General features: G+C 55.6%; 15 protein-coding genes. 12 read left to right on the top strand and 3 right to left on the bottom strand.

Going from position 1 to position 17,350, the window contains the following annotated elements; translation table 11 throughout:
- The first annotated feature begins 18 nt into the window (after positions 1 to 18).
- The 3 genes from B9N88_RS27630 (at position 19) to B9N88_RS27620 (ending at position 3,797) form a co-directional block, all read left to right on the top strand.
- Positions 19 to 654 carry a hypothetical protein gene (locus B9N88_RS27630; RefSeq protein WP_027606919.1) on the top strand — a complete coding sequence of 212 codons (636 nt, stop codon included), beginning with the start codon at positions 19 to 21 and terminating at the stop codon, positions 652 to 654.
- 1,008 nt (positions 655 to 1,662) lie between these two features.
- Complete coding sequence (locus B9N88_RS27625; protein ID WP_027606920.1) at positions 1,663 to 2,514, top strand: DMP19 family protein; 852 nt, start codon at positions 1,663 to 1,665, stop codon at positions 2,512 to 2,514.
- Between the two features lie 1,040 nt (positions 2,515 to 3,554).
- Positions 3,555 to 3,797, top strand: coding sequence for a hypothetical protein (locus B9N88_RS27620; protein WP_027606921.1), 243 nt, complete (start codon positions 3,555 to 3,557; stop codon positions 3,795 to 3,797).
- A gap of 297 nt (positions 3,798 to 4,094) precedes the next feature.
- Here B9N88_RS27620 and B9N88_RS27615 read toward each other — a convergent pair whose 3' ends face one another.
- Positions 4,095 to 4,352 (bottom strand): bacteriocin immunity protein, encoded by a 258-nt coding sequence (locus B9N88_RS27615; RefSeq protein ID WP_081744459.1) that lies wholly within the window; start codon positions 4,350 to 4,352, stop codon positions 4,095 to 4,097.
- Between the two features lies 1 nt (position 4,353).
- A complete protein-coding gene (locus B9N88_RS27610) occupies positions 4,354 to 6,063 on the bottom strand; it encodes an S-type pyocin domain-containing protein (RefSeq protein WP_371263384.1) in 1,710 nt (569 codons plus the stop codon).
- 952 nt (positions 6,064 to 7,015) lie between these two features.
- Here B9N88_RS27610 and B9N88_RS27605 point away from each other — a divergent pair.
- The 6 genes from B9N88_RS27605 (at position 7,016) to B9N88_RS27580 (ending at position 12,076) form a co-directional block, all read left to right on the top strand.
- Positions 7,016 to 8,059 (top strand): methyl-accepting chemotaxis protein, encoded by a 1,044-nt coding sequence (locus tag B9N88_RS27605; RefSeq protein ID WP_027606922.1) that lies wholly within the window; start codon positions 7,016 to 7,018, stop codon positions 8,057 to 8,059.
- A 947-nt stretch (positions 8,060 to 9,006) separates the two neighbouring features.
- The gene (locus B9N88_RS27600) at positions 9,007 to 9,495 is read left to right on the top strand and encodes a group I truncated hemoglobin (protein WP_027606923.1); all 489 of its coding nucleotides are present in this window, start codon (positions 9,007 to 9,009) and stop codon (positions 9,493 to 9,495) included.
- A 91-nt stretch (positions 9,496 to 9,586) separates the two neighbouring features.
- Positions 9,587 to 10,219: a nitrile hydratase subunit alpha gene (nthA, locus tag B9N88_RS27595; protein WP_027606924.1), complete on the top strand. Its 633-nt coding sequence runs from the start codon at positions 9,587 to 9,589 to the stop codon at positions 10,217 to 10,219.
- 20 nt (positions 10,220 to 10,239) lie between these two features.
- The gene (gene nthB / locus B9N88_RS27590) at positions 10,240 to 10,893 is read left to right on the top strand and encodes a nitrile hydratase subunit beta (protein WP_027606925.1); all 654 of its coding nucleotides are present in this window, start codon (positions 10,240 to 10,242) and stop codon (positions 10,891 to 10,893) included.
- Complete coding sequence (locus B9N88_RS27585) at positions 10,890 to 11,330, top strand: nitrile hydratase accessory protein (protein ID WP_027606926.1); 441 nt, start codon at positions 10,890 to 10,892, stop codon at positions 11,328 to 11,330. Before nthB ends, B9N88_RS27585 begins: the two co-directional genes overlap by 4 nt.
- Before the next feature lie 68 nt (positions 11,331 to 11,398).
- Positions 11,399 to 12,076 carry an energy-coupling factor ABC transporter permease gene (locus B9N88_RS27580; RefSeq protein ID WP_027606927.1) on the top strand — a complete coding sequence of 226 codons (678 nt, stop codon included), beginning with the start codon at positions 11,399 to 11,401 and terminating at the stop codon, positions 12,074 to 12,076.
- Positions 12,077 to 12,373: 297 nt separating this feature from the next.
- Here B9N88_RS27580 and B9N88_RS27575 read toward each other — a convergent pair whose 3' ends face one another.
- Entirely contained in the window at positions 12,374 to 13,381 is a 1,008-nt protein-coding gene (locus tag B9N88_RS27575) for a helix-turn-helix domain-containing protein (RefSeq protein ID WP_051429384.1), read from the bottom strand.
- 507 nt (positions 13,382 to 13,888) lie between these two features.
- On the opposite strand from B9N88_RS27575, the gene B9N88_RS27570 reads away from it, so the two are divergent.
- The 3 genes from B9N88_RS27570 to B9N88_RS27560 all read left to right on the top strand — a co-directional run bounded on the left by B9N88_RS27570 (position 13,889) and on the right by B9N88_RS27560 (position 17,337).
- Positions 13,889 to 15,136: an acyl-CoA dehydrogenase family protein gene (locus tag B9N88_RS27570; protein ID WP_027606928.1), complete on the top strand. Its 1,248-nt coding sequence runs from the start codon at positions 13,889 to 13,891 to the stop codon at positions 15,134 to 15,136.
- Between the two features lie 190 nt (positions 15,137 to 15,326).
- Positions 15,327 to 16,277, top strand: coding sequence for a transporter (locus B9N88_RS27565; protein ID WP_223841665.1), 951 nt, complete (start codon positions 15,327 to 15,329; stop codon positions 16,275 to 16,277).
- Between the two features lie 226 nt (positions 16,278 to 16,503).
- Positions 16,504 to 17,337 (top strand): EamA family transporter, encoded by an 834-nt coding sequence (locus B9N88_RS27560; protein WP_027606930.1) that lies wholly within the window; start codon positions 16,504 to 16,506, stop codon positions 17,335 to 17,337.
- Positions 17,338 to 17,350 lie beyond the last annotated feature (13 nt).

Here is a 17,350-nt window from a genome sequence, read left to right as displayed (position 1 = left end):
GTAAATGGAGATACCCCCATGTTTAAAAGAAACACGCTTTCAACCCCTGAAATCAAAGCGGCTCAAACCAAACACGCAGCTCACCAAAAAACGCTCCAAGAACTGGAAAGGACCAAGGAACAGCTAACCCACAAATTAAAGTCCCTGGTCGCTGAGGACGCTATGGACAAGGAAGCCAAAGCATCTGCGCATGACAAAGCGCTCAAAGCCTACAGTGCGGCCATTGCTACTGGCGATACAGCTGCTGAAGCCGAAGCAGACACAGCTCTGCAATCAATCCTTGGCGAGTCGGACAGAAGCCGTGGCAAGCACCTGGCTCGAACTGCTGCCATCGCTAAACTTGAACAGGAAGTGGTTGAGATCGAGCAACGACTCGAACAGTGCGGCCAAGCATTGGAGAGCTCACACAAAGAGCTCTTGAGGGCAATCCTGTACAAACGAGCGGAACAAATAAGAAGCAGCGCTAATGAGTTGGTGGCAGTAGCCAAACGATACCAGCAGGTCGCGTATGTCATGGGTCTGCAAGGCTCTTTGCAGGACATTCGGATTCCCTTACCTCCCACTCACCGGGAGGACCGGTTTGACTACGTCGGCCCTCATACAATCAGGACAGGTCCAACGAGACCGACAGTTGAGGAACTGCTGTTGGACTGAATTGACACACCATCAACGTGGAACACCTTTTGCGGCTGGAACACCTGGTGTTCCAGCTCAAATAAAAAGGTGTTCCGGCCTGAAAGCCACGAGATACGTGGCTTTCAGCTTTAGTGGAACACCTGGAACACCGGTTTTTGAGGGGTATCGGTTTTTTACCTCCGTCATCCCGTCGCATTGGGTGCCGTCAGCGAGCAACAGCAGGCTCTGCGACACATGTACCAGACCGAACCTACCACGTCTGTCCGCACACAAATCGTTCCTGGCGCAACCTGCGCCGAACGTTGAGGACGTGACTCTGGGACCAAATCAACAGGCTTCAACGTGGAACACCTTTTGCCGCTGGAACACCTGGTGTTCCAGCTCAAATAAAAAGGTGTTCCAGCCTGGAGGCCACGTAGTCCGTGGCTTTCAGCCTTGGTGGAACACCTGGAACACCTGGAACACCGTTTTTTGAGGGGTATCGGTTTTTAACCCCCATCACCCCGTCGCATTAGGCGCCTTCAGCGAGCAGCAGAGGGGTTCGCCCACGCATTCCTACACATCTCCCAGATGCCCAGAGAGCAGCCTGCGAAATTGCGCTCCACCTGACCATCCGTTTGCATTCGATCCGACCAGTAACTTGCATTCGTTCTGACCAGCAATTGCATCGAATTTGACCAACACGCGTTGAAACCAAGATCGGCGGAGAACGGCCAATAGCGGACGATGCGGCGGCCCGCTACGCGAAACTTCCAACTGGGATTTGAATCTACGTGCTCACTTGCTTCTGGGGAAAAATACTTTCATCTTTATGAATTTTTTATTACACAAGTTCAGTCAAGGGCCCTAGAAATTGTCTTTCGGTTTTACGAAGCACAACAGTAAGCCACTCCTTCAACCGTCGAGAGACTGTGCCATATGGATGTTTTTGACCCTGCACATCCGAACTCCCATCGATTGACCTCTATTCCGATCCGCGAAAGACATTACCGGGGCGAGAACCCTTATGCTTTGATAGAAGCGGTTATGAAGACCGTCCAAACATTGGACCATTACGGTGCATATCTGCGACACGAATTGCCTATCGAGACCAGGCTGAGCTGCCAAGTATCCAACTACGAAGGAGAAGTCTGCAATGGAGGGCATGAGCAGTTCATAAGCAACAGCGGTTGGTCGCCAGAAGTTCAGGCCGATGTCGATCAGGGGTTGGCAGCCATGGGAGCACTTGCCATCCAGACGCTGTTTCGAGAGGTGGCTCAACGCGTCAATATAGATGCCAAGGAGCTGGAGGCTGTTCGCGCTCGGGGAGGATTCGACCATCGGGACTTTGGCAAGGTCGACAATTGGATTGGCGACAAAGACAGCGAGTTTTACACGCTTAAACGAGAGACCGACTTTGCCGGTATGCATGCAGCGTGGCTGAGGTCGCTCGAATGTATCCAGTCAGTACCCGATCTCGAATGGAAATTCGTCATAGCCGGGGCCATCCAGGCCCAGACACTACGGGAGGCGCGCCTGCATGCAAAAGGACAGCGCGCAAGTGATTTTCTTGCTGATATCCGCAGCCAGGCGCCGCTGATCAAACCGTTTGAAGTCTATGTAGGAGAACTCGCTGCACGTCACAAGATTGCACTGAACGACTTGCCTACACGCAGTTGGCGAACCTGGCCTCAGGGTAGATTGGTCTGGAGAGACGTGTTCGAAACTCGGCGACCGAGTATCTGGATTGGATTGCGTTACCAATGTTTTTTAACCGAGTTCATTACAGCTACTAACACACTCGTGCTCTATCGGTTAAAGAATCTCGGCCACGACGACATCGTCGAGATTGTTGGACCAGCAATAGGCCAGATCACTCTGGAACGCTGTGAAGAATAAATTCATGGCGATAGAAAAATGGACATCGCATCGTGACCCAAAAGCCAGAGGTCAATCCTAACTCCAGCGTTCTGAACTACGCACTGCCCTGCGCAAATGCTTGCTGACGTCGCAGGAACTTTCTGTTGTGCAACTGCTGTTTACCTGGTAGCACCCGCGACCGAAACGAGCAGTCAAGTCTTTTGTGTGTTCTTTATCCTGGCGGGGCCTCATCGCGTTGTTCATGGTGATGTCCTTATCGATAATGAGTAAGCATCATGCGGCCTTTACTTCTTTCCCCTGAGTGGCCGGCTCTGTGGATGACCGCTTTGGGTCGATCTCTGCCGGTCATACCCACAACTCGTGCCGGTCAAATCTGACGCAGTGACTGGTCAGGTCGAATGAAAAGGGTGAGCAAGTCCGTGCAATTACCCAGCAGCCAAAACACGGCATCTCCGCTTCGCTCATGGGTCCTTTGGGAGGTGATTCGGATTGGGGTAATTCGAACCCCGATGTTTTTTCAGATTCAAGTGGCTATAGGGGGTTCCGTCTCCGGTTGGGTAGTAGGTCAGTAGATGGCCAGGCCCCCCCAGCCCTTGCACAGCTATCATTGAAGCTGTTGAGGTGTCAGGGGAAGAGGTGCCCCTGTGGTCACCACCATTACCCGCTGTTGGTACCCCAGATAAAGGGCGGCGGGATGAATGAATAACTCAACCCTCCTCAATCCGGTGCTCCACAGGCTCCCGGTGCACCATAAACGCTGAAGGCCACGGAATATATGGTTTTCAGGAGCTTTACACCGAATAGAAATAGTCGGAACACCTCGTATTCCAGCAGCTAAGCGTGTTGCAGGAGAGGGGAACATGCCCCCCTCTTAGGCTCGTCCCATCAAGCTCACCCACAGCCACACAGTTACCCTTCAAGAAGGGCAGATACCGGCCAGAAGCGGACGTCCAGCCCACCACTTTCTTCAGGCAGAAGCTGCCAACAGGAAGGCAATCTTGAAAAGGATATAAACTCGCCTGGCGGTGTCCCAGACGTCAACATACGGAAATAGATTCGTGCAGATTCATATTATCTACACCCGAACAGTCATGTTGCTCTCCAAGCATACTTACCAATCATGGAGAGAAATTCAAAATCAGTACCCTGACTACATGACTTCGCTCGGCCCTTGGGAAGAAGATACGGTCATCGAATACCTTGCAGATGAATACCCAGAACTTTCCCCGCGTCCGCAAGAGCAAGTCAATGCGTTCATAGCGGATACTCAAGAGGCAAGAGTGCTTACTTTTGCCGCGTAAATCGTCTTAGCGAGCATTCTCAGAAGCTCGCCCTCGACGTCCGCTTTGGGTCGATAGCTGCCGGTGGCGACTGGCAGCCATCGGCCAGGAGCTGTCGTTCAATCTTGGGTTAATAGCGGCTCGGCAGCGAACTTCCGCAGTTGACACCTATATACCTGAATACACTTCCCACCTACGCCACATATGTCCTTTCAACTGAATTTACCAGGGAACCTCCCAGTTACCCCCTACAATGTTCGAAAAATAAAATACCCTCACCGAAGCTCACGGCAAGGGCATCACCAGAAGCAATCGAGCTTAGGTAGATCTAAATCCAGGCTTACCGTTCGCTGCGCGCCACTCTTTAACTTTTTTTGTTATGACTTCAGGCGTACTCTCCGCATTCGATGGAGGATAATAAATTAAGTCAGATCCGTCTGGATGCTCTGTCAATACCTCAAACTCTAAAACCGCATCAACTTGGTCTTTCTCGGTGGCGTACTCAGAATCACAAATTTTTTTAACAAATAGTAAAAACTCAGATTCTGTGTACTCTTCTATTTTCTTAATACTCATATTACTTACCCTCTAGATGTATTGAGCTGTGCTGCTTTGGGGTAACCACCCGAATATTATCAATATCAAAAACTGCGCCTCCTTTGGATACATAAGTGGCATGATGAAGTTCAAACTTCACCTGACCACCAACCCGATCTCCCTTTCGAACAAACGGAGCCCGCCCGTTCTTCATTTCAGAAATATTGTTGCTGATAAATTGCTTTGATAGTTCGGAGTCATTAGCGACAGACTTCCAAAACGCCTCTCGAAATTTCCTGAAGTTTTTAAACTCTTTGCCTCGCAATTGGTCCGCAATCTGTGACGGAATTGGAGCCCCTTCAACTTGTGATGCAGCTCCCAACCAGTTCCCCGACACAGGCTGGCCAAAACCTGTTGCAACACCTGCATCCTCTCGCCGATCCCGGAACATCGTATAGATCGGTGGCAGACCTGAATCCGCTGGAAAGACCGTAATAAAATCATCAAAACTCGCTTCTGAAACTGCAGGAAAGGCGTCAATGCGGCCTTCCACCGGAGTCACTGTAGCGCCAGTGTAAACTGTTGGCACAGGCTGTTCAGTAGGCGAGGTCGTTGAATTATTCCCTGGGCTGACAATAGGCGTCCAGGTTAGAGTCCGTGGAGGTACATCCGCTGTCGTAGCGGTATATACTTTCTGTGCCGCATCATAACGAGCCGCCACTACCCTGACCTTTGACGGAACCGTCACGCCATCAGTCTTGACTACAAAGACCTCTGACTGCCCATCTGCAGCAGTTTTTGAGCTAATGCGGTAAGCCAAATCAACGGTGCCACCTGTGGCAACAACGCTATTCAGATCTTGCTGAAGGTCAGGAATCAGGTCCGATACTGGGGTACTGAAAGCATAACGCTCCGACAGTTCGCCATTCGCCAGCTTTGACGAGTAAAACAGCGCTGAAACCCCAACAACAAGGCCTGCCCCAACACTCGCAATAACTCCGCCCAAAGCGCTAATGGCTGCACGAATAGCCGCTTGTAGAGTGAGCGCCGCGGCTTCAACTACCGTTACGGTTCCGGCTGAAGTCATAAACAGCGAGCCGGCAGCAGATGCAGGGCCCGGTGCACGGAACGTATTGGCGTTCCGAACAGCTTCATTTGCGGCGGTTAGGCGTGCTTGTTCGGCCTGAATAACAGCCAATGCATCTGCTGCCACTTTTAAACGCCTGGCTGTTTCTGCATAGACCTGAGCGAGCCGAAGGGCTTCATAGCCTAAAGCCCAATCAATAAGCCGTTGCTTTCGGACTGCTGCATCTTGGTACTTATTATCCGGAAATACATCAGAAACAGAATAATACGGTTTAAGGTCCGGGCCGACTTTCAGCGACGCTGCTTTGTCCGCTTGGTTTTTTTCTTCTGCTTTAGAATTGTAGTATAATGTTACATGAATGACATGTTCTTTTGTTACGGTTGATTCTGGAGTTGTGGCATCCATTGGCTCATTAGAGCCTCCCTCACTCTCTACATCCTTTTTTATGTCACTGTCGATTTTCTGCATGTTTTCAGTATGCGCGGCATCGATTTCTTTTTGAATCTTGCTTGTGAATGCATTTATTACATCCCGTCTTTGGAGGTCCATCCGAATAGCGGGAGGGAAGAAGTTCAGTGGCTGATTATCACTTCTAAGATTGAAGTTAAACGCCTCTATCAAGGCCGGGGCTGTTACTCTGGATTCTCCGAGTTCTATTGTCATTACCATTTCCTTTTGGTTAAGTCGTCTGATCCATTCATCGACAGCATTCCTATTTGTGAAGGCTTCCAGCCTTCGCTGCTTCGTGTACTTCGCCCGCCTAAGGTTATCGCGAAGCATGACGTGGGCGAGCAAAAAATACTGTATACACATACATATTTTGCGTCAATGCATATTTTTTGCATAAATGCATTTGTAGAATTGACTGGGATGGCAATGTGATCTCGCCTGATGAAATCCCTGAGGTTTGAAGCAGAAAATTTTGAGTGCCGTCGGTTGGCTCTGGGCATTCGAACCCATATTTCGCAAGCATCCACCTCTGGCCGATTTCTACCTATCGCAACCGTCAGCTTTGGGTCGATTTCGGTCAGTCGTGACAGGCAGAAATCGGCCAGAAGTGGTCATTGCATTTGGTCTGCTTTCGACCCAAACCGGCCCTCCGTGGATTTCAGGGTAGCAATACAACTGACAACCAGAACCAGAGCTATCTATACGATCTGAACGATGCTCATGTGATTGCCCAACCGAAGTAACACCCATTACTGCGCTGAGTTTTCTGAATGAAACCGTCTAGGTTCGGCGCCTTGATGCGTACAGGGTTGACCCTGTGTGGCAATGACAACCACTACGATCGCCCTGCCCTCCTAAGCCTGACCGCGTCATGAATGCCGTATTGTCAATGAGCCGCATCAAACTGCTGAGTCTCTAGGCTCTCTTGCCAGCGCTCATTGGTGTCCCATTCCTTACGACCCAAGCCAAGAGGGATCCGGGCCTCGAACATTTGAATTAATTTTTCGTATTCACCTAATGGCCCAGTGAAATCAGCCGATCTTATTGTTAGAGGGGTCCTAACCTTCATTCGTTAGAGGGCAGCTATAGCCCAGTTTTGTATTTTCTTCGTTCATTGATCAGCAACCCACTGCCGCCATCAATAACTCGTAGAAGCAGAAAGAAAATGATCGAACCCGAACGGATCGTCTCCCTCTCACGGGAAGTGGAGTCTCTGGCGAATCGTGGTGTCAGTGATATACATGCGATCACTCGCCAAACTCGATTGCTGGCAATCAATGCACTCATTGAAGCCGCACATGCAGGCAAGGCCGGGATGGGGTTCTCGGTTGTGGCGGAAGAAGTCAAAAATATCTCCGAGCGTATCTCGAAAATTGCCAGCGGGCTGACCGAGGACTTGCAGGTTTCGGTCAATGAACTGACGGCACTCGGTCGGGGCATGTGCTTTGACGTGCGCGGACAGCGATTGGCTGATCTGTCGCTTAACATGATCGAGATCATCGATCGAAACCTTTACGAGCGCACATGCGACGTGCGCTGGTGGGCAACGGATGCATCCCTGGTAGACGCGCTGACGAGTCACTCCCCGGAAGATTGCGCCCACGCCAGCGAGCGTCTTGGGATCATTCTCGACAGTTACACCGTGTACCTGGACATCTGGGTCGCTGACAACAGTGGGCGAATCTTGGCCTCGGGCCGACCGGGAACCTTTGGCAAAGTGATCGGAGCCAATGTTGCGAAGGAGCCTTGGTTCAAGAAAGCAATGCAGCACGCTTCAGGTGACCAGTATTTCGCTGGAGAAATAACGGCCGAACCGCTGTTGAACGACTCGCAAACCTGCACATTCAGTGCGGCTGTGCGCAGCAAGGCAGGTAAACAGACCCCGGTGATTGGCGTTATCGGAATTTTTTTCGACTGGAAAAATCAAGCTGACTCGGTGCTCAAAGGCGTGCGCTTGAGCGAGGATGAACGCTCGCGAAGTCGATTGATGATCATCGACGGCAATCACAAGATAATTGCCAGCTCTGATACACAGAATCAGCTGGGCGAGCGAATTGAGTTGCAAACTAAAGCCGCCCAAACGAGTGGTTACAGCATCTTGAGTAAAAACCTCATCCAGGGTTACTCGATAACGCCTGGGTTTGAAACCTATGCCGGTATGGGATGGCTAGGCGTAATCGAACAACATTTGCCCACAATTGACGCGTAACCCAACGCGCTGAACCAACACTGCTAGCTCGCTTAGCAGATCTCTAAGCAGACATTAAAAATCAGCACAACTGGTTGCGTACAACGCAGATTTCTTATGTTTAGACTTCGTTACGGCGTTCAATCGGGCGCCGCGTGTATCCCCACATGTATCCCTAACCACACAACATATAAACAAAACAAATAAAATCAACATCTTGTCCACCCAATTCAAATGACTGTGTACCACCAAGTACCGATCCATAGATGTCTACAGCAGTCTATGAATCACCTCAAGAAGCCCGCCTCGTGCGGGCTTTCTTGTATCTGGCCGTTTATCCCTGTCTATCCCTCCCCACCCCGCACCATCGCTGCCCACTGGCATGCCGGACATCTATACCTGTCCTTTTTAACCAAACGGTTGTCCATTCGAGCCAAGCACACTTCATCTCCCCTAGATAATGTTCACTCCACGCCGTGTCCCTAAAAACACAAATGACGAGGTGTCTCATGCATCTACGAGAACAGCAGCGACTATCCGATTCATCCTGGTTTTTACACAGATGGGACATGGCACCCGAAGAGTTTGCCACTTACCTGCTGCAACTCGGGACCTTGGTGCTGCAACGCCGATGGAATGGGAGCAATCGTAAAACACCAACGTCCACGGCGATCTAGAACAGCGAACCGTCCGGTCAAGACAGAAATAAAGGAACCCCAGTCACGGACCATATCTCCCCCCATGGCCGCAGGACCAGTTCCGATGTCAGCATTCTGCGTCGGCTGCAAGCACGGTTTTCCTAAGCCGTTGTCCGTCTAGACCAAACGATTGTCCTTGCCAGCAAAGCGTGCGCTCGACAGCAGCTCTAATTTTGTATTCGTCCCACGTTCTCGCGCCCTTTATCAACCGTGCGGAACACGACATTGAGCGAATCAGATCGTCCCCAGCCGAAACGGAGAAACCGCATCATGACCGACCAGCAACCATCCGTGGAACAACAGCCCTCCCTCTATGCGCGTCTTGGGGGCTACGACGTCATTTATCAGTTCGCAGGTGCAGTTTTGAGGAAGACCATGGGACATCCCGCTATCGGCCATATCTGGGCCCACATGTCCGAATCAACATTCCAGAAGGAACACATCAACTTTGTCGATTTCCTTTCTGAACACTGGGGTGGCAGCGCCAAATACCGGGGCAGGGACATGGTCACCGCGCATCGCGGAATGGGTCTTACCGAGGTGCACTGGCAAGCCGTGCTCGATTGTCTTGAGGAATGCTACAACGACTACGATCTGGCACCGGACCTGCGCAAAGAGGTCAATGACTTTCTGATCAAGTTTAAACCCGCCGTGATTGGTAGCCCCTCCTACCGCGACGTAGTACTCGCACACCCCGAAATGGACCCCGCCAAAGGAATGAAAAGCGTTGGGGTAATTTGGCCGAAACGAGGAAAGTAACCTGTGAAAAAGCTGGCGCCGGATACGGGTATTGCTGCACTCGTCGAGTAATGCAGGGAGCGATTTCACCAACTTCAGAGGGGGCAAAGACATGAGCCATACGCACGAACATCATCACGATCACGACCACACTGAGCCACCGGAGGCCATAGCGCTACGCGTCAAAGCGCTCGAGTCCCTGCTGACGGAAAAGGGCCTGGTCGATCCCGTCGCCATGGATGCTTTGGTGGACACCTACCAACACAAGGTCGGCCCGAGAAACGGCGCCCAGGTCATAGCGAAAGCCTGGTTCGACCCTCTGTACAAACACAGGCTGCTGGAAGATGGCACTGCAGCCATCGCCGAGCTGGGCTTTTCTGGTGTTCAGGGTGAAGACATGGTGGTCGTGGAGAACAGCCAGACCGTGCACAACGTGACGGTATGCACACTGTGCTCCTGCTACCCGTGGCCGACCCTGGGCCTGCCACCGGTCTGGTACAAGTCCGCACCTTATCGCTCGAGGATAGTCATTGACCCGCGCGGCGTGCTGGCGGAGTTCGGTCTGACGATTCCTGATGACAAGGAAGTTCGCGTCTGGGACAGCAGCGCTGAGCTGCGCTATCTGGTATTGCCGGAACGTCCGGCGGGTACTGATGGCTGGAACGAGGAACAACTGGTCGAACTCGTGACTCGCGACGCCATGATCGGTACCGGACTGCCTAAGAATCCGGATCAAGTAGCCTGAACCTGAAAAGGAGAAAACCCATGAATGGTATACACGACCTGGGCGGCATGCATGGTTTCGGCCCAGTGCTCACGGAAGAGCACGAACCCATCTTCCATCATGATTGGGAGCGCAGGGTTTTTCCGCTCTTCGCCTCGCTCTTCGTCGGCGGGTACTTCAACGTCGACGAATTCCGCCACGCCATCGAACGCATGAAGCCGGCCGAATACCTGCAGTCGAGCTACTACGAGCACTGGCTGCACGCCTTCGAGACCCTGCTGACAGAAAAGGGCGTCATCAGCGCCGCCGAACTGCAGGGTACGGCCAAACCAACCCCACCGACACAGCCCGTCACGGTTTTAACTCCGGACATCGTCGACGCCGTCGTGCTCGGCGGCGCCTCGTCACGAGCAAAAGAAGATGTCCCCGGCCAATTCCAAGTCGGTGACCGGGTGCGGACGAAGTGCCTCAACCCAACCAATCACACCCGGCTGCCACGCTACGCGCGCGGTAAGGTCGGCACAATCGTGATTGCACATGGCGCGTTCGCTACCCCGGACACGATGGCCCACGGTTTGGGCGAACAGCCGCAGCAGGTCTATGCCGTACGCTTCAGTGCCGAAGAATTGTGGGGAGTACGGCGACCAGACAGTGTGTGCATCGACCTATGGGACAACTACCTGGAGGCCGTATGAACACGAGCATGCGCCACGCCTACAAGGCCGTCGGCCTCCCTCTCGACGATGAAGGCCCGGTGTTCGACAAGCCTTGGCAGGCTCAGGCTTTTTCCCTGCTGGTGCACTTGCACCAAGCCGGCGTGTTCCCCTGGAAGGACTGGGTGCAGGTATTCAGCGAAGAGATCAAGGCTGCCCCGGCGCAACCCGGAGAAAGCGTCAATGACGCCTATTACCGGCAATGGATCACGGCCATGGAAAGAATGGTCACCACCCTCGGCCTGACCGGGATGGAGGACATCGTCCAGCGGGGCGAGGAATGGAGGCAGGCCTACCTGAATACTCCCCATGGACAACCGGTGGTTTTGCTCAATGCAAGCTGTCCACCGGCCCACGGGCACACCGGTGAGCATCTGCCGCATCGCGAGCCCGTGGCGATCAGCCGAGCCTCTCACTGAGGGCGGAGCAGTTTTTTGTTGTCCTTTTTTACCTAGCAAGCCGCAGAGGCGGCCAAGGAGTCATCGTCATGCATATCGAACCTGGCCTCGTGGAAGCCGGAAAACTCTGGCTGAGCTATGTTACCGCCGCAAGCGTCGGCACCTACACCGTCAAACTCGTTGCGGACGCCATTGGCGAACGCGGTGCCGTCTCGCTGGTGGTTCGCGCCGTCGCCACCACGGCGCTGGTGTTTGGCTTCTTTGAACTGCTACCGCATCATCCGGTTGGCGTCTCGGAGGTGCATCTCATACTCGGTTCGACGCTGTTCCTGTTGTTCGGTGCAGCACCTGCCGCAGTAGGTCTCGCTTTGGGGCTGTTAATCCAGGGTCTGTTCTTCGCCCCATTCGACCTGCCGCAGTACGGCATGAACGTCACCACCCTTTTGGTACCGTTGTTGGCAGTTGCTGCCCTGGCGCGGCGTATCATCGCGCCAAACACGCCCTATGTTGATCTGGGCTATCGCCAGGCACTGGGCCTGTCGACGGCCTTCCAGTCAGGCATCGTCGCCTGGGTTGCCTTCTGGGCCTTCTACGGGAAGGGCTTCACGGCAGAGAACGCACTGTCAGTCCTGACCTTCGGCAGTGCCTACATGACCGTCGTCATCCTCGAACCGCTGTTGGACCTGGCCGTGCTGGCCGGTGCCAAGGCAACGCATCGCCTGCGTAACAGCCGGCTGGTCGAGCGCCGTCTGTATCAGGCCGCCTGAGTCGACAGACGCCAGTCCAAGCCAGACTGCCCCGGGCATTCGAAGACCGCGATGCTCGGGGCATCAAGAGCGAGAACGACCTCAACACCTCGTGAGCAAAACTGGAGGTAGTTGATGCTTTTCAGAAATAGCCCCCGCAAGTCAGTCCGGGGAGTACCGCTGGCTCCATATTCATGGCGAAACGCGCCGTGATGAACGGGGACTACCAACAGATGACCGCGGGTCACCCTGCGCCGCATCCCATCCCATCCCGGCACCTCGCACCTTGATCGCCTTTGTAGTTCCTGAACCTTGTCTTCACCTGATCAGAAGATCCTGGACCGATCCACAACTGTTCGTTCCTGGCTTGGCTTCACCCTCTACGCTGGCTGCAAGCCCCCTTGGGGAAATCCCGAACCGCTGCTTGAACAACCGGGAGAAATGCGAGGCATCGTTAAATCCCCAGCGCAGCGCTACGGCGAGCACGCCAGGATGGCTGGAACTGCAGAGATCGCGCGCGCTGTGCCGCAAGCGCAGCTCCCGGATCAGGCCACTGACGGAAAATGGCTCTTCCTCGAACAGGCCATAGAGTGTCCGGCGCGAGACCTTGAATCGCGCCGCAAGCAGGTCCGGCCCGAGCCCGGGTTCAGATAAATGATCGGCTATATAGGTCTCGACCGCCTGGCGGAAGGCTGTCCGCAGCGGCACCCGGTCCTGTTCCTGCGCCTCCAGCGTGGCGCCCAGCGCGACGGCGATGACACCGTTGAGCGCGGCGCTGAGCCCGTGCTGCGCCTGTAGGCCGACGCTGGCGTCCATCTGTTCAAGTGAGCGGGCGAAGCGAGCCGCGACCAGTCCAAGTCCCGCTTGTCCGCTGACGCAGCGCGCTGTCGCCTGGCGCGGTGCCGCGAGCCTGGACACCAGTTGCTCCCTGGGTATACGGAATGACAGCACGCGCCAATCTTCCCTGAAATCGAGAAAGTAGGGACGCGTGGAGTCCACGACGGAGAAGTCACCGGGCAACACCAGTGTCTCCTGCCCATCCTGACGTACCACGCATGACCCTTCCAACTGGAAGTTCGCGAAGCAGAACTCGACCGGGTTGCGGCGGATTTCATCCCAGCGTCGTTGGACGAACTGCGCACGGGAAAACACGCGGGTCTGCGCGCTCATGGAGAGGGGCCGGGAGCTCACCTCGCCCGTGAAGTTCGATCCTGCAGGCTCTTGCTTGAGGATGGGATTGAGCGAGACGAAGGCTTCGCAGAGGACCTCACGCCAGTAGCTGAATCTTTCGCGCTGCACGCACGCTTCGGTAGTCCAGATTTGCATCCTGCGGTCACCCCTCAGTGGCGCAAAAGACAATCATCACGAGCGCAAGCCAGCGACTGATTTCTGAGCCAATGTCACGGTATGGCGGGCCGCTCAGACGTGTCATGTGGTCCTCCTGTTGCACAGATCGTCAACTGGTCTTGCACGCAAAGGCAAGTCGTCGGTTGATGGGCGTTCAGGCACCCTGGCACGGCATTTTCGTTTGTGCCTGCGCTGTGCACGGCGGGAATGCGAATGCGTCATGCCGGTGCAGTTTTCGCCGGATAAACAGGCGCAGGACTGAACCCATGTGACCTGCGGCAGGAAGACGCAAAGTCCGCGCCAGAACCAAGGGGGCATTCACCCGCCACAGGCTCTTTCTGCAGAAGGCACGACCTCAGTCGGGAAAGCCCTGTGCCCTTGCGCAAATCGTCAATTGGGCTTGCACGCTCCGGCGAGACCGAGGCAGTCCGGCTGCCTACGATGGGTTGTCCGTTACCTAACCCACCGCAAGAAAGGTCGCTTCCCATGGCTATCGATTTCCAGCTCACCGAATCACAGAAGGCTTTACAGGCAAGCGCGCGCACCTTCGCCGCCGAAGTCCTCAGCAAGGTCGCCCCCACTATCGCCCCAATCGCGCGACCGGAAGACCGGTTCTACGCCACGCGGCCGTTCTACGATGCAATGGTCGACGCCGGCTTCATCAAGGCGTTGCTGCCCGTCTCGTGCGGCGGCAGCGCCCTGACCACGCTGGATTTTGCCTTGGCAGCCGAAGAACTCGCCGCCACCGACGTCAACTTGCCTTCGGCCTTGCTGGGCACCGGCCTGGGTTTGCACGCGGTGCTGCACCACGGCACCGAGGAGCAGAAGCGCCGCTTCCTGCCGGACTTCGTCGAAGATGGCTCGCGCCTGGCCGCCCTGGCCTTCACTGAGGTCACCGGAGGCGCTAACTACGACAACCCCGACCCCTCCGCCGGCGTGCAGACATTCGCCCGCCTCGAAGGCGACGAATGGGTCATCAACGGCGCAAAGCACTACACCACCAACGGCACCGGTTGGGACGGCAAGGGCGCGCACCTGTACAGCGTCATATGCCGCACCGATGCGACCCTGCCGCCGCAGCAATCGCTGGCGGTCATCATGGTGCCCGGCAGCGCCCAGGGCATCGAGATCGCGGGCTTTCTCGATACCGTCGGCCATCGCGCGACGATCTCGCCGCGCATCCACTTCAACAATGTGCGCGTGCCGGCGGCCAATATTGTGGGCAAGCCGGGCGATGGCATTGCCATGGTGGAAGATGCCTTCTCCTGGACTGCGGCGCTCATCGGCGCGGCCTGCGTAGGTGTGATGCGCGCGGCCTTCGACGTCGCCTTGAAGTTTGCCCGCACCGACAAGCGCTCCGGCACGGTGCCTGTGATTGAGCACCAGAACGTTGGCTTCATGCTGGCCGATATCAAGATGCGCATCGAGGCCGCGCGCTACCTGACCTGGAAAGCCTGTCACCAGCTCGATATCACCCAGGGACGCAGCCGCGAACTGGCCATCATCACCAAGGTTCACTGTTCGGAACTGTGCGTTCAGGCTGTCTACGATGCCATGCGCGTTGTCGGTGTCGATGCCTATACCGACCTCTACCCGTTGGCCGGCCTGATGCAGGACGCGCTGTGTTTTCCCCTGTACGACGGCGGCAACATGGGGGTCCGTCGCCGGCAACTCCATGCGCTGCTGCGCTCGCCGGCCTACGACGCCATGGCCGGTGCAGAGGCACGCAGTTGAAGCGGCCGCCGTGCCACGAGGCGTAAGCGCCGAGCAGCTGTCCTTCCCAGCACAACGAATGACCGCCCCAACAAAGCGACTTGGGGCGCGTCCCCCCTATCTTTGTCATGCGCACTGCCGCGTTGTCCTGTGTCGCCGCACTTCGCCGACCGATCAATGACAGATGACTACTCGAGAGAGGACTTCCGTAATGACCCAAGCATTCTCCAGCGTCGCCCGCAGGACCGGCCACGTGTCAAAGGCCGGTACCCACTCGCCCCTGAGCAGCATGAACAAGGTATTGGCCTTGGCCTGTCTACCGATGGTCACGATGGTGCCGATGACCGCGCGCGCCATCGATGTGGACATCGGTGATTTCGTCCCGGCGCCGGAGGGTACGACGGCGGGGTTGCTGTACCTGCAGCATGCCGAGCGCAACAAACTCTATGCCCAGGGACGGCAGACGGCGCGGGATCCTCGGCTGGTCTCGGATGTCGGCATCGGGAGGCTGGTGCACTACACCACGATTGGCGGGCTGACGGTAGGCCCCCAGATCCTGGTACCGTTTGGCCGGCTGGATGCCGGGCGCGACACGAGTGCACTGGGCAAAACCAGCGGGGTAGGTGACGTTATCCTGGCCGCACCAGTCTGGTTGATCAACGACGCAGCGTCTCGCACCTATCTAGCCATAGCGCCCTATCTGTACCTTCCAACGGGTAGCTATAGCCACGACCGCCCGCTCAATCTGGGTGAAAACCGCTGGAAGTTTGATTTACAGGTAGGTTTCGTCAAAGGGCTGACCGACAATTGGTATGTCGACTTGACCGGCGACGTCATGTTCCACGGCAAGAACGACAACTACGGCGCTGCCGGCGACACGCTCAAGCAGAAACAGCTCTACCAGGGGCAGGGATATTTGCGTTACCAGTTCACCCCCGGCGCCAACGCTTTCGTCGGCCTGTCACAGACCTGGGGCGGTGAGACCCGAGTCAATGGCGTTGACAGCGACGACGAAGCTCGGCAACGAAAAATCAGCGTGGGTGGCAGTTACTTCATCCGCCCGAAGACGCAGGTGCTGGTGGCGCTCGGGCGCGATCTTGAGGTGGAAAATGGCTTCAAGGAAAGCGCCCGCATCAACGTTCGACTGTTGCAGGTGTTCTGAGCAAAAATCTCATTCAGGGCTACTCGATAACGCCTGGCGTTGAAACAACGCCGGGCATGAGGTGGCCAGGTGTAATCGAACAGCAGTTGCCCTCAATTGACGCGTAACCCGGTACTGATAACGGCTTACCGAAAGGTAGACCGTTTTTTATGCCTTGAAGAAAGTGCCTGGGGCATACTCGCAGCCCCCTCCTGGATACAGAACTGAGCCAATAGGATGCCCCTTCATGAGCCTTGATGTGTTCGCAATCATCATGCTGGGCGCTGCGTTGCACGCGACTTGGAATGCCGTGGTCAAGGGCGGTGACAACAAGCTGCTGACCACCTGCATGATCGCGTCCATTGCATCGCTGATCGCAGCGACGGTCATTCCGTTTCTGGAGTTGCCGGCCAAGGAAAGCTGGCCCTTCATCGGTGCGTCGGTGATTTTGCAGGTGGTGTATTTCGTGCTGGTCGCCTCGACTTACCGCATTGCCGACATGAGCCAGACCTACCCGATCATGCGCGGCACTGCGCCGTTGCTGGTGGCGACAGCGGGCGTAGGGCTGTTGTCCGAATCCTTGTCCTCATTTGCCTGGCTCGGTATTGCCATCATCTGCATCGGCATTTTGAGCATGGCTGCCGCCCCCAGCATCGGTCAGCGAAAAGGCATGCTCCTGGCGCTGGTCAACGCGGCAGTCATCGCCAGCTACACCCTTATCGACGGTGTGGGTGTGCGCAAATCCGGCGCCCCGGCGGCCTATACGCTGTGGATATTCCTGCTCACCGGCCTCGCGCTTGCCGTATGGGCATTTGCCGTCAGGCGGCGCGAATTCTGCCGCTATCTGGCGCGCCACTGGCGCCCAGGTGTTATCGGTGGCTTCGGCACCGTCGTGTCCTACGGCCTGGCACTTTGGGCAATGACGGCGGCACCGATCGCCACGGTTTCGGCGCTCAGGGAGACGTCGATCCTGTTTGGCGTGGTGATCTCGGCACTGGTGCTCAAAGAGCAACTGACCCGCCGCCGCATCATGGCTGCGTGCATCATTGCCGGCGGGGCTATGGTATTGCGATTGGGCTGACGGGCAGGCCGCT

This window comes from Pseudomonas sp. LAMO17WK12:I1 (genome assembly GCF_900177315.1).
GTDB lineage: Bacteria > Pseudomonadota > Gammaproteobacteria > Pseudomonadales > Pseudomonadaceae > Aquipseudomonas > Aquipseudomonas marginalis.
This window is presented reverse-complemented; position numbering and strand designations above follow the sequence as displayed.

Coding starts and splice junctions, on each gene's coding strand:
- B9N88_RS27630 (WP_027606919.1), top strand. CDS start 19: ATGTTTAAAAGAAACACGCTTTCAACCCCTGAAATCAAAGCGGCTCAA.
- B9N88_RS27625 (WP_027606920.1), top strand. CDS start 1,663: ATGAAGACCGTCCAAACATTGGACCATTACGGTGCATATCTGCGACAC.
- B9N88_RS27615 (WP_081744459.1), bottom strand. CDS start 4,352: ATGAGTATTAAGAAAATAGAAGAGTACACAGAATCTGAGTTTTTACTA.
- B9N88_RS27610 (WP_371263384.1), bottom strand. CDS start 6,063: ATGACAATAGAACTCGGAGAATCCAGAGTAACAGCCCCGGCCTTGATA.
- B9N88_RS27605 (WP_027606922.1), top strand. CDS start 7,016: ATGATCGAACCCGAACGGATCGTCTCCCTCTCACGGGAAGTGGAGTCT.
- B9N88_RS27600 (WP_027606923.1), top strand. CDS start 9,007: ATGACCGACCAGCAACCATCCGTGGAACAACAGCCCTCCCTCTATGCG.
- nthA (WP_027606924.1), top strand. CDS start 9,587: ATGAGCCATACGCACGAACATCATCACGATCACGACCACACTGAGCCA.
- nthB (WP_027606925.1), top strand. CDS start 10,240: ATGAATGGTATACACGACCTGGGCGGCATGCATGGTTTCGGCCCAGTG.
- B9N88_RS27585 (WP_027606926.1), top strand. CDS start 10,890: ATGAACACGAGCATGCGCCACGCCTACAAGGCCGTCGGCCTCCCTCTC.
- B9N88_RS27580 (WP_027606927.1), top strand. CDS start 11,399: ATGCATATCGAACCTGGCCTCGTGGAAGCCGGAAAACTCTGGCTGAGC.
- B9N88_RS27575 (WP_051429384.1), bottom strand. CDS start 13,381: ATGCAAATCTGGACTACCGAAGCGTGCGTGCAGCGCGAAAGATTCAGC.
- B9N88_RS27570 (WP_027606928.1), top strand. CDS start 13,889: ATGGCTATCGATTTCCAGCTCACCGAATCACAGAAGGCTTTACAGGCA.
- B9N88_RS27565 (WP_223841665.1), top strand. CDS start 15,327: ATGACCCAAGCATTCTCCAGCGTCGCCCGCAGGACCGGCCACGTGTCA.
- B9N88_RS27560 (WP_027606930.1), top strand. CDS start 16,504: ATGAGCCTTGATGTGTTCGCAATCATCATGCTGGGCGCTGCGTTGCAC.